11 protein-coding genes are annotated in these 11,791 nt (G+C 71.8%); 6 read left to right on the top strand and 5 right to left on the bottom strand.

Going from position 1 to position 11,791, the window contains the following annotated elements; translation table 11 throughout:
* Nucleotides 1–41: 41 nt before the first annotated feature.
* Together ACZ3IG_RS30185 and ACZ3IG_RS30180 are read right to left on the bottom strand one after the other, a co-directional pair.
* Nucleotides 42–1,712: a threonine/serine exporter family protein gene (locus ACZ3IG_RS30185; RefSeq protein WP_467436018.1), complete on the bottom strand. Its 1,671-nt coding sequence runs from the start codon at nucleotides 1,710–1,712 to the stop codon at nucleotides 42–44.
* A gap of 136 nt (nucleotides 1,713–1,848) precedes the next feature.
* Nucleotides 1,849–2,340, bottom strand: a complete 492-nt coding sequence (locus ACZ3IG_RS30180) for an inorganic diphosphatase (RefSeq protein WP_215170163.1) — start codon at nucleotides 2,338–2,340, stop codon at nucleotides 1,849–1,851.
* 79 nt (nucleotides 2,341–2,419) lie between these two features.
* On the opposite strand from ACZ3IG_RS30180, the gene dacB reads away from it, so the two are divergent.
* The 6 genes from dacB (at nucleotide 2,420) to folE (ending at nucleotide 10,029) form a co-directional block, all read left to right on the top strand.
* Nucleotides 2,420–3,994 (top strand): D-alanyl-D-alanine carboxypeptidase/D-alanyl-D-alanine endopeptidase, encoded by a 1,575-nt coding sequence (gene dacB, locus ACZ3IG_RS30175; RefSeq protein ID WP_467436016.1) that lies wholly within the window; start codon nucleotides 2,420–2,422, stop codon nucleotides 3,992–3,994.
* A 68-nt stretch (nucleotides 3,995–4,062) separates the two neighbouring features.
* Nucleotides 4,063–5,193, top strand: coding sequence for a zinc-dependent metalloprotease (locus ACZ3IG_RS30170; protein ID WP_215170155.1), 1,131 nt, complete (start codon nucleotides 4,063–4,065; stop codon nucleotides 5,191–5,193).
* Nucleotides 5,194–5,382: 189 nt separating this feature from the next.
* Entirely contained in the window at nucleotides 5,383–6,441 is a 1,059-nt protein-coding gene (tilS, locus tag ACZ3IG_RS30165; protein ID WP_467436015.1) for a tRNA lysidine(34) synthetase TilS, read from the top strand.
* Nucleotides 6,442–6,518: 77 nt separating this feature from the next.
* Nucleotides 6,519–7,079, top strand: a complete 561-nt coding sequence (gene hpt, locus ACZ3IG_RS30160) for a hypoxanthine phosphoribosyltransferase (RefSeq protein WP_215170151.1) — start codon at nucleotides 6,519–6,521, stop codon at nucleotides 7,077–7,079.
* A gap of 173 nt (nucleotides 7,080–7,252) precedes the next feature.
* The gene (gene ftsH / locus ACZ3IG_RS30155; RefSeq protein WP_467436013.1) at nucleotides 7,253–9,304 is read left to right on the top strand and encodes an ATP-dependent zinc metalloprotease FtsH; all 2,052 of its coding nucleotides are present in this window, start codon (nucleotides 7,253–7,255) and stop codon (nucleotides 9,302–9,304) included.
* 119 nt (nucleotides 9,305–9,423) lie between these two features.
* On the top strand, nucleotides 9,424–10,029 hold the full coding sequence (gene folE, locus ACZ3IG_RS30150; protein ID WP_467436012.1) for a GTP cyclohydrolase I FolE: 606 nt from the start codon (nucleotides 9,424–9,426) through the stop codon (nucleotides 10,027–10,029).
* A gap of 13 nt (nucleotides 10,030–10,042) precedes the next feature.
* Here the strand turns inward: folE and ACZ3IG_RS30145 are convergent, their stop codons facing one another.
* The 3 genes from ACZ3IG_RS30145 to folB all read right to left on the bottom strand — a co-directional run bounded on the left by ACZ3IG_RS30145 (nucleotide 10,043) and on the right by folB (nucleotide 11,570).
* Nucleotides 10,043–10,531: a DUF3180 domain-containing protein gene (locus ACZ3IG_RS30145; protein ID WP_467436011.1), complete on the bottom strand. Its 489-nt coding sequence runs from the start codon at nucleotides 10,529–10,531 to the stop codon at nucleotides 10,043–10,045.
* Nucleotides 10,532–10,602: 71 nt separating this feature from the next.
* Nucleotides 10,603–11,214, bottom strand: coding sequence for a 2-amino-4-hydroxy-6-hydroxymethyldihydropteridine diphosphokinase (gene folK, locus ACZ3IG_RS30140; RefSeq protein WP_467436009.1), 612 nt, complete (start codon nucleotides 11,212–11,214; stop codon nucleotides 10,603–10,605).
* On the bottom strand, nucleotides 11,211–11,570 hold the full coding sequence (gene folB, locus ACZ3IG_RS30135; RefSeq protein ID WP_467436008.1) for a dihydroneopterin aldolase: 360 nt from the start codon (nucleotides 11,568–11,570) through the stop codon (nucleotides 11,211–11,213). The genes folK and folB overlap by 4 nt, the downstream gene beginning before the upstream one ends.
* Between the last annotated feature and the right edge of the window lie 221 nt (nucleotides 11,571–11,791).

Genomic DNA, 11,791 nt, shown 5'->3' with positions numbered 1-11,791 from the left:
CGCCCCGGAGAGGGACGCGGGGCCCGCCCGAACCCGAGGCCCTAGAATCCCCGCGTCCGCTTCGCCGCCCTGCGCCCCGCCGCGCTCGCGGCCCCCGGCACCTTCAGGAACAGCCGCGAGATCTCCGATCCCAGGTTCACCCCGATGGCGATCGCCATGGCGAGGGCGACGGCCTTGGACAACGACACCAGCCCCCGGTCCACCTCGCTCTGCGCGATCGCCAGCAGCCCGAAGTACGTCGACGAACCCGGCAGCAGCGGCCCGATCGCCGCCGTCGTGTACGGCAGCGCGGACGCGAACCGGTACCGGGACATCAGCTGTCCGAACAGCCCCACGAGCCCCGCCGCCGCGGCCGTGGACGCCACCGGCGAGATGTCACCCGCGTAGTGCATCGCCCCGTACACGCACCAGGCCACACCCCCGTTGAGGGTCACGGCCAGCACGGTGGATCGTTCCTGCTGGAGCAGGATGGCGAACGCCAGCGACAGCAGCATCGAGGCGATGATCTGCACCACCGGATCGTCACCGGTCCCCAGTGCCGCGTCCGGGTTCAGCTCGGCGCCCAGCTGGACCCCGAAGTACAGCACCACCAGCACCCCGGCGACGATGCTGACGAAGAAGTACAGCACCTCCAGGAGCCGCGCCGCCGCGGTGATGTAGAAGCCGGTCAGACCGTCCTGCACCCCGGCGACCAGCGCCCGTCCCGGCAGCAGCGCGAACAGCCCACCGGTGATGACCGCCGACGCCTTCACCTCCACATGGGTGAGGGTCAGCGCGATCCCGATCGCGGCCGGCGGCATCGCGGCCACCGCGAACTGGTAGAACTCCGGCAGCCCGCGCCCCGCGCAGAACCACGCCAGCCGGTCGCCGAGCATCGCGCCGAGCATCGCCGCCACGAAGACGATCAGGTCACCGCCGACCAGCAGCGAGGCCGCGCCGGCCAGCAGACCGCTCGCGGAGGTCAGCACCCAGGTCGGGTACGGGTGCCGGTTGCGGCGCATCTCCGCCAGCCGCCGGTACGCCTCCTCCAGGGAGATGTGCGTCTCCGGGTCGCTGAGGTCGTCCACCAGGTGGTAGACGGCCGCGAGCCGCGTGTAGTCGGTGCCCCGGCGGCGTACCGTCCGCGACGCCGTCACCGGGTCGTCCACCAGGGACGGCTGGTGCGAGATCGACAGCAGCGTGAAGGTGACGTTCGGCTCGCACCGGTCCAGGCCGTAGGAGCGGCAGACCGCGAACATCGCGGCCTCCACGTCCTCGGCGCCCTCGCCGCCCGCCAGCAGCAGCTCGCCGATGCGCAGCGTCAGGTCGAGCACGCGCGGTACGGCCGGACCGGTCTCGTCGTCGTGCCGCTGGGGCGCCTCCGGCGCGGGCCGTTCGGCGACCGGCATCCGCAGCATCGTGCGCATCCGGTCCTGCCAGGGCACGTCCTTGGCGAGGTTGACCGCCGGTATCCCGGCCGGCGGGGTGAAGGCACTCGCGCTGTACGACTCCGCGGGCACCGGCTGCGGCGCGTCCAGCCCTTCCGGAAGGGCGAACTCCGAGGTCACCTCGGACTCGCTCGGGCCCGTCCGGGGCACCGCGAGCCCCTCGGGCACCGCGAACTCGGACGTCGTCGACGACTCGCCGTCGGAGGGTGCCGCGACCCCACTGGGCGGCCGGAAGGCGCTCCTCGCCTCGTCCGACTGCGGCTTTCGGTCCTCCGCGTCCGTCACCTGTCCCAAGCTCCCTGCGACCACAACCTCCTGTAGCCCTCAGTATGCGTACTCAAACGCGAACGGGCCGCACGCGTACGCGTACGGCCCGTCACGCATCTCACGCCCCGGAAGGCACCAGGGGCGGCTGCGGGGGTCAGTGACCGCCCTGCTCCTTGAACCGCTTGTAGGAGCGCTCGATCTCCGCCTCGGCGTCGACGCGGCCCACCCAGTTGGCGCCCTCGACCGACTTGCCGGGCTCCAGGTCCTTGTAGACCTCGAAGAAGTGCTGGATCTCCAGGCGGTCGAACTCCGACACGTGGTGGATGTCGCGCAGGTGCTCCACGCGCGGGTCGGTCGACGGCACGCACAGCAGCTTGTCGTCGCCGCCGGCCTCGTCCGTCATCCGGAACATGCCGATCGCGCGGCAGGTGATGAGGCAGCCCGGGAAGGTCGGCTCGTCCAGGATGACCAGCGCGTCCAGCGGGTCGCCGTCCTCGCCGAGGGTGTTCTCGACGAAGCCGTAGTCGGTCGGGTAGGCGGTCGAGGTGAACAGGCGACGGTCCAGGCGGATACGACCGGTCTCGTGGTCCACCTCGTACTTGTTCCGCGAACCCTTCGGGATCTCGATCGTGACGTCGAACTCCACCGGACGCTCCTCCATGATCAGCACACAGTTCTGGTGGTTAAGTGTCCCTCACGCAGGTGCGTGATCGCGAAAGGGGCTGGTGACCGTGGTGGAGCCGAGACCGTGGCGGTCCGCCGGACCGCGTGTCGCGCGGGCCGTGGACGCCGTACGTCCGTATCTCGCACGCGCCGCGCGGGCCGCCGTACCGCGGATCGCGCGGCCGGCCCGGGCCGCGGCGGCCCGGATCACGGGACCGCGGACCTGGCGCTACACCGCGGGTGCCGCCACCGCGGGGCTGGCGCTGGCCACCGGCGCGGTGACCGTCGCGGGCCCCTGGGACTCCACGGGCCAGCGTACGGCCGAGCGTGACCTGGCCGTCGCCCAGCGGCACACGGGTGGCGCAGATCACGGTGGCACCGCCGCCTCCGGACCGCCCCGGCCCGCCCCGAGCGCCGGGTCCGTCCTGGCCGGCCTCGACGGCGACAGCGCCGCCGGCACCGGGCGGGCGGCCGGGGGCACGGCCCTCGAGGACGTACTGGACCCGCTGCTGGCGGACTCCGCGCTCGGCGACGGCCACGCCGCCTCGGTGGTCGACCTCGCCACCGGCGAGCGCCTGTACGGCACCGGCGTCGGCGCCTCCCTCACCCCCGCCTCCACCACCAAGATCGCCACCGCGGTCGCCGCCCTCACCGCCCTCGGCCCCGACCACCGCCTCACCACCCGCACCGCCCTGGAGGCCGACACCGGCGAACTCGTCCTGGTCGGCGGCGGCGACCCCACCCTCACCGCCCGCGAGGACGCCGAGGGCCTCGCCAGCCTGCGCACCCTCGCCGCCAAGACGGCGAAAGCCCTCAAGAAACGCGACGTGCGCGAGGTGACGCTGTCCTACGACACCACCCTCTACGCCGGCTCCGGGGCGCACCCGATAGGGGACAACGACAACCTCGCCACCGTCACCGCCCTGATGGCCGACGAGGCCCGCACCGACGGCTCCACCAGCGGCCCCGCCCCGCGCGAGAGCGACCCGGCACAAGCCGCCGCCCGCACCTTCGCGGACCTCTTGGCGGAGCGCGGCGTCCAGGCGTCGTCCCCCGGCCCGTCCAAGGCGACCGGCCGCGCCGGCACCCTCGCCACCGTCTCCTCCCCGCCGCTGTCGGCCCTGGTCGAGCGGATGCTGACCCACAGCGACAACGACCTCGCCGAGGCCCTCGCCCGGCACACCGCCGTGGCGAGCGGGAAGAAGGCCGACTTCAAGGGCGCCGCCGCCGCGATCGCCGCCCGTCTGAAGCAGGCCGGGGTGTCCGTCGAGGGCGCCTCGTTCCACGACGGCAGCGGACTCGACCGCGCCGACCGGCTCACCGCAGGACTGCTCACCGACCTGCTGACCGCCGCCGCCGACCCCGGCAGCCCCGAGCTGCGCCCCGCCCTCACCGGGCTCCCCGTCGCCGGCTTCACCGGCACGCTCAGCGGCCGCTACACCGACGGCGCCGCCGGCCTCGTACGGGCCAAGACGGGCACCCTGACCGGCGTCAACACCCTGGCCGGCACCGTCGTCACCCAGGACGGCCGGGTGCTCGGCTTCGCCTTCCTGGCCTCCGGCACCACCGACGCCCAGGCCGCTCAGACGACCCTGGACCGCATGGCCACCGCCCTCGCGGACTGCGGCTGCCGCTGAGCGCGGGCGGGCTCCCGTCTGCCGCGCACGGCCTGCCCCCGGCGGCGGGGCTCACGTACGGTTGACGCATGACGAGCATCGGTGGTGCTGCTTCTTCCGGGATGGTCGACTGGAACCTCGCGGTGGCGACCGCGACCCGCCTGGTGCGGCCGGGCCCCGAAGTCAGCCGCGACGAGGCCCGGGCCGTCGTCGCGGAACTTCGCCGGCACGCCAAGGCCTCCGAGGAACACGTCCGCGGGTTCACCCGCATGGTCTCCGAGGAGGACGCCGACACCCCCGTCCTGGTCGTCGACCGCCCCGGCTGGGTGCGGGCCAACGTCGCGGGCTTCCGGGAACTGCTCAAACCCCTGCTGGACAAGATGGAGGAGCGCCGCGGCACCTCGGCCGGCGGCGCGGTCCTCGGCGCCGTCGGCGGCAAGGTCACCGGCGTCGAACTCGGCATGCTGCTGTCGTTCCTGTCCTCCCGCGTCCTCGGCCAGTACGAGACCTTCGCCCCCGCCACTCGCGACCTGCCCGCCGGCAACGGCGGCGGCCGGCTGCTGCTCGTCGCCCCGAACATCGTCCACGTCGAGCGCGAACTCGACGTCGACCCGCACGACTTCCGGCTGTGGGTGTCCCTGCACGAGGAGACCCACCGCACCCAGTTCACGGCCGTGCCCTGGCTGCGGGACCACCTCCAGGGCGAGATCCAGTCGTTCCTCGGGGAGACCGACGTCGACCCCATGACCGTCCTCGAACGCGTCCGCGAGGCCGCCCAGACCCTGGCCGGCGGACGCCCCGAGGGCGAGGAGGACGACGGCGGCCGCTCGCTCGTCGAACTGGTGCAGACCCCGGCCCAGCGCGAGATCCTCGGCCGCCTCACCGCCGTGATGTCCCTGCTGGAGGGCCACGCCGACTACGTCATGGACGGCGTCGGACCCCAGGTCGTACCGACCGTCGGCGAGATCCGCGAGAAGTTCCAGCAGCGCCGCGCCAAGGGCGCCTCCCGCCTCGACCTGGCGCTGCGCAAACTGCTCGGCCTGGACGCCAAGCTGCGCCAGTACCGCGACGGCGAACGCTTCGTACGGGCCGTCGTCGACGAGGTCGGCATGGACGGCTTCAACCGCGTGTGGACCTCGCCCAACACCCTCCCCACCAAGACGGAGATCGCCAAACCGGCGGACTGGATCGCACGGGTGCACCGCAAGACGGAGTCGTGAAACCGGGTCCGCGGAGTGAAACAGGGAGTGCGCGGCAGACCAACACCCCTATCTATCACCCGTCCGAGGGACCGTGAGGCCCTCGCAGGCGTGCGATGCTCGGGGAACGGCCCGTTTCTGTCACCATCTACACACTCTGCGTGACCGCCTACGGGCACCCCCAAGAAAACTTCATGAAGGGAACCGGACATGGGTCCCCATCCTGCGGTCGCGGCGATACGCCTGGCGGTCCGCCGCGTCCTCCACGACATCCTCACCGAACACCACAGCCACGACAGCCACCACAGCCGGCACCCCGCCCACGCGTACTCCCCGGCACTCGAACGCCCGGCACCGTCCCCGCTCGTGCTCGTCGCGTGTTCCGGCGGCGCCGACTCCATGGCGCTCGCCTCCGCCCTCGCCTTCGAGGCGCCCCGGCTCGGCATCCGCGCCGGCGGCGTCACCGTCGACCACGGTCTCCAGCCCGGGTCCGACCTGCGGGCCGAGGAGGTCGTCCTGCGGCTGCGCGCGCTCGGCCTCGACCCGGTGGAGTCCGCCGCCGTGACCGTCGGCCGCGACGGCGGCCCCGAGGCCGCGGCCCGCGACGCCCGCTACGACGCCCTGGACGCCGCCGCCGAACGCCACGGCGCCGCCGCCGTCCTGCTCGGCCACACCCGCGACGACCAGGCCGAGACCGTCCTGCTGGGCCTCGCCCGCGGCTCCGGTATCCGCTCCCTGTCCGGCATGGCCGCGGTCTCGGGGGCCGGCGGCCGCTACCGGCGCCCGTTCCTCCAGCTCGACCGGCAGACCGCCCGCAAGGCCTGCATGGCCCAGTCCCTCCCGGTCTGGGACGACCCGCACAACACCGACCCCGCCTACACCCGCTCCCGGCTCCGCCACGAGGGCCTGCCCGCCCTGGAGAAGGCCCTGGGCAAGGGCGTCGTCGAGGCCCTGGCCCGCACCGCCCAGCTCTCCCGCGACGACGCCGACGCGCTCGACGGCTGGGCCCGGCAGGCCGAGGCCGGCGTCCGCGACGCCGCGGGACTCCTGGAGTGCGGCAAGCTCTACGCCCTGCCGCCCGCCGTACGCCGCCGGATCCTGCGCCGGGCCGCCATCGAGGCGGGCGCCCCGGCCGGCTCGCTCTTCGCCCGCCACATCGAGGAAATCGACAAGCTGATCACCGGCTGGCGCGGCCAGGGAGCCATCAACCTGCCCGGCAAGGTCGTCGCCCGGCGCCAGGGTGGCAGACTGGTGATTCGGCAAGGCTGAGGCCGACCGCCCGGAGCAGCGACTCCGGCGGCCGGACCGGGCAGCCGGAGGCCGTAAGTGCGGGACGACCGAAAGTGATGCGGGTGGACGCGAACGACATGGGTGCCGACCTCCAGCGGGTACTCATCACCAAGGAAGAGATCGACGCCAAGCTGGCCGAGCTGGCCGCGAAGATCGACGCTGAGTACGCGGGCAAGGACCTGCTGATCGTCGGGGTCCTCAAGGGCGCGGTGATGGTCATGGCCGACCTCGCCCGGGCGCTGTCCACCCCGGTCACCATGGACTGGATGGCCGTGTCCTCCTACGGGGCGGGCACCCAGTCCTCCGGGGTCGTACGGATCCTCAAGGACCTCGACACCGACATCAAGGGCAAGCACGTCCTGATCGTCGAGGACATCATCGACTCCGGGCTGACGCTGTCCTGGCTGCTGTCCAACCTCGGCTCGCGCGAGCCCGCCTCCCTGAAGGTGTGCACGCTGCTGCGCAAGCCCGACGCCGCCAAGGTCGCCATCGACGTGGAGTGGGTCGGCTTCGACATCCCCAACGAGTTCGTCGTCGGCTACGGCCTCGACTACGCCGAGAAGTACCGGAACCTGCCGTTCGTCGGTACGCTCGCGCCCCACGTCTACGGCGGCTGACAGGCTCGCGCGGGGCGGCCGGGAACCCCGGCGGCCCCCGCGCCGTTGGAGCATGCAGACGGGGATGCCGGCTTCCCGTGCGGCTGCGGGCCGCCAAGCTGGGGTACCGTCAGAAGAACTGTCTTATCAAACTCACTATGGCAGGAGGGACGGGGCGGCACCGCTCCGTGTGGATGGACGTGAAGCGATACTTCCGTGGGCCGGTCATGTGGATCGTGCTGGCCGTCCTTGCCGTGGTCGTGTTGATGCAGGTCGTCGGCTCGTCCGGCGGCTACAAGACGGTGGACACAGGCCAGGTCGTCCAGGCGATCAACCAGAACAAGGTCGAATCGGCCAAACTCACCACCGGCGACGAGCAGACCATCAAGGTCCAGCTCAAGGACGGCGAAAAGATCGAGGGCAGCTCGAAGATCCAGGCGAGCTACATCGGCGATCAAGGCGTGGACATCGCCAACACGCTGCAGAACAAGTACCAGGACAAGCAGATCACCGACGGCTACACGGTCTCGCCGACCAAGCAGAACGCCTTCGTCGGAATCCTGCTCTCCCTGCTCCCCTTCGTCCTCATCGTGGTCGTCTTCCTGTTCCTGATGAACCAGATGCAGGGCGGCGGCTCCCGGGTGATGAACTTCGGGAAGTCCAAGGCGAAGCTCATCACCAAGGACACCCCCAAGACGACGTTCTCCGACGTCGCGGGGTCGGACGAGGCCGTCGAGGAGCTCCACGAGATCAAGGAGTTCCTCCAGGAACCGGCGAAGTTCCAGGCCGTCGGCGCCAAGATCCCCAAGGGCGTCCTGCTCTACGGGCCTCCCGGCACCGGCAAGACCCTGCTCGCGCGGGCCGTCGCGGGCGAGGCGGGCGTCCCGTTCTACTCGATCTCCGGGTCCGACTTCGTCGAGATGTTCGTCGGCGTCGGCGCCTCCCGGGTCCGTGACCTCTTCGAGCAGGCCAAGGCGAACGCCCCGGCGATCGTCTTCGTCGACGAGATCGACGCGGTCGGCCGCCACCGCGGCGCCGGCCTCGGCGGCGGTCACGACGAGCGCGAGCAGACCCTCAACCAACTCCTCGTCGAGATGGACGGCTTCGACGTCAAGGGCGGCGTGATCCTCATCGCCGCGACGAACCGGCCCGACATCCTCGACCCGGCGCTGCTGCGCCCCGGCCGCTTCGACCGGCAGATCGCCGTCGACCGCCCGGACATGCAGGGCCGCCTGGAGATCCTCAAGGTCCACCAGAAGGGCAAGCCGGTCGCCCCGGACGTCGACCTCTCGGCCGTCGCCCGGCGCACCCCCGGCATGACCGGTGCCGATCTGGCCAACGTGCTGAACGAGGCGGCGCTCCTCACGGCCCGCAGCGACCAGAAGCTGATCGACAACCACATGCTGGACGAGGCGATCGACCGCGTGGTGGCGGGCCCGCAGAAGCGGACCCGGATCATGTCCGACAAGGAGAAGAAGATCACCGCGTACCACGAGGGCGGACACGCCCTGGTCGCGGCGGCCTCACCCAACTCCGACCCCGTCCACAAGATCACCATCCTGTCCCGGGGCCGCGCCCTGGGCTACACGATGGTCCTCCCGGACGAGGACAAGTACTCCACCACCCGCAACGAGATGCTCGACCAGCTCGCCTACATGCTGGGCGGCCGGGCGGCCGAGGAACTGGTCTTCCACGACCCGACCACCGGCGCGGCCAACGACATCGAGAAGGCCACCGGCCTGGCCCGCGCGATGGTCACCCAGTACGGCATGACCGAGCGTCTCGGCGCGATCAAGTTCGGTGGCGACAACACCGAGCCGTTCCTCGGGCGTGAGATGTCTCACCAGCGCGACTACTCGGAAGAGGTCGCCGCGCTGGTCGACGAAGAGGTCAAGAAGCTCATCGAGACCGCGCACAACGAGGCGTGGGAGATCCTCGTCGAGAACCGCGACGTCCTCGACAACCTGGTCCTGGCCCTCCTGGAGAAGGAGACGCTGGGCAAGGAGGAGATCGCCGAGATCTTCGCGCAGATCGTGAAGCGCCCGGCCAGGCCCGCCTGGACCGGCTCCTCGCGCCGTACGCCGTCCACCCGTCCGCCGGTGCTCTCCCCCAAGGAGCTGGCCCTGACGAACGGAGCCAACGGCTCCACGGCGGCGATCACCGCCAAGAGCACGACGGCCAAGAGCACGACGACGGAGCCGTCCCCGGCTCCGGAGCGCGCCCCGGAGGACCGCCCGGAGAGCTGACCGCTCACCCAAGGCCCTACCAGGCCCGGAATGACTGCCGCGCCCCCCAGGTTCTAGCCTGGGGGGCGCGGCAGTCCCATGTGCCGCCAAGCGGGACAGTGACAGGAACGAGGCACCACATGACCGACCCCGTGACGCTGGACGGCGAGGGTTTCATCGGCGAGTTCGACGAGAAGCGCGCCGAGAATGCCGTACGCGAACTGCTGATCGCGGTCGGCGAGGACCCGGACCGCGAGGGACTGAGGGAGACGCCGGCGCGGGTGGCGCGGGCGTACAAGGAGATATTCGCGGGGCTGTGGCAGCAGCCGGACGACGTGCTGACGACGACGTTCGACCTCGGGCACGACGAGATGGTGCTCGTGAAGGACATCGAGGTCTACTCGACCTGTGAGCATCATCTGGTGCCGTTCCGCGGTGTCGCGCACGTCGGCTACATCCCGGCCACCAGCGGGAAGATCACGGGGCTGTCCAAGCTCGCCCGGCTCGTCGACGTGTACGCCCGCCGTCCGCAGGTGCAGGAACGACTCACCACGCAGATCGCGGACTCCCTGATGGAGATACTGGAGCCGCGCGGGGTGATCGTCGTGGTGGAGTGCGAGCACATGTGCATGTCGATGCGCGGCATCCGCAAGCCCGGTGCGAAGACGCTGACGTCGGCGGTGCGCGGTCAGCTGCGGGACGCGGCGACGAGGGCCGAGGCGATGAGCCTGATCATGGCGCGCTGACGCCGCCGGAGGCTCACGCCGCCGAGGGCGCGCCCGGGGGGTTGTCGTCCTCGTCCTCCGGGAGTTTGCAGACGCGTTCCAGGAAGAGGGCCGCCGCTATCACGCCGACGGCGGCCAGGACGGCGAAGCCGGCGTAGACGGCCTGGTCGCGGCGGGCGGGGATGTCGAGCTGCTCCAGCAGGAAGACACCGGTGCCGCCGTACATCCCGGCGACCAGGGCGGCGACCAGGGCGCTGGCCTGGCCGAAGACGACCGCGCGGGCCGCCATCAGGGGGTCGACGCCCTTGGCGCCGGGGACGCGGTCGCGCTGGGCCTTGAGGCGGGCGCGCAGCGAGAGGGCCGTGGCCAGCAGGACCACGGCGATCAGGGCGAGCACGATCGGGGCGGCCAGGGGGACGCTGGGCAGTGTCCCGACCGAGTTCCACAGGCGGGCGCCCGCCCAGGAGAGGATTCCGGCCACGACGAAGACGCCGGCCAGCACCCTGATGCGCAGCTCTTTCACGGTGTCCCTTCGGTTCCCCGCGCGTGGTCGTCCGGTCGTCCGCGCACGTGTCGTCGTGCTGACCTTAACGACTACTCGGGCAGCCGGAGTTCCAGGTCGGCGCGGGGGGACACGCCCTCGCGCCCGACGGCGCCCAGGAGGTCGGCGACCGGGCCGCGGCCGGGGAGCGTGGCGTCGGGGTCCACGTCGTGCCAGGGGGCGAGGACGAAGGCGCGCTCGTGGGCGCGGGGGTGGGGCAGGGTGAGCTGCGGGTCGTCGGAGACGACGTCGGCGTAGGAGACGATGTCGACGTCCAGGGTGCGCGGGCCCCAGCGCTCCTCCCGGACGCGGTGGAAGGCCTCCTCCACGGCGTGCGCGCGCTCCAGGAGGGAGGTCGGGGGCAGGGTGGTCTTCAGGACCACGACCGCGTTGAAGTACGAGGGCTGGGTGCCGGGGTCGACGCCCCACGGCTCGGTCTCGTAGACGGGGGAGACGCCCTTGACGCGTACGCCGGGGGTGTCCTCCAGCGCGTCGATGGCGCCCTGGAGGGTCTCCAGCCGGTTGCCCAGGTTGGCGCCGAGGGCGATCACGGCGCGCTTGGGGTTGGACAGCGTGGTGTCGGCCGCGTCGACCTGGTCGACGACCGAGGCGGGCACCGGCTGGACGGTCGGGTCGGTGGGGCCCTTGATGAAGGGGGCGCTCATACACGGCTCCGGGTGATGGTGACGGTCACGTCGTCGAACGGGACGGTGATCGGGGCGTCCGGCTTGTGGACGCAGACCTCGACCTCCTGGACCCCTTCGTGCTTGAGGCAGACCTGGGCGATCCGCTCGGCGAGCGTCTCGACGAGGTTGACGGGTTCGCCCCCGACGACGGCCACGACCTCCTCGGCCACGATGCCGTAGTGCACGGTCTTGGTCAGGTCGTCGTCGGCCGCCGCCGGCCGGGTGTCCAGGCCCAGCACGATGTCCACGAGGAAGGTCTGGCCGTCCTCGCGCTCCTTGGGGAAGACACCGTGGTGCCCGCGGGCCTTCAGGCCGCGCAGCGCGACACGATCCACGCGATCACTCCTGCAGTCGTCGGTCTCGGCCGGTCCCCCCGCCGGATGCGGGCGGCACCCGGACCACACCCGAATCTACCCGCGAGCACTGACAGCGCCGGGCCGCGGGGGCCCGACGCCGGGCGCGCGCCGGGAGGTTTCACCGGGTGTTCCCCCAGGCGGGGGCGGTCGCTCACCGGCTGGTAGCCGTCCATACCCGCCGGTCGGTGATTCCAACCACT

This window comes from Streptomyces sp. NPDC016677, assembly GCF_055562815.1.
The sequence above is the reverse complement of the archived record's forward strand: the minus strand, read 5'-3'. Positions and strand labels throughout refer to the sequence as shown.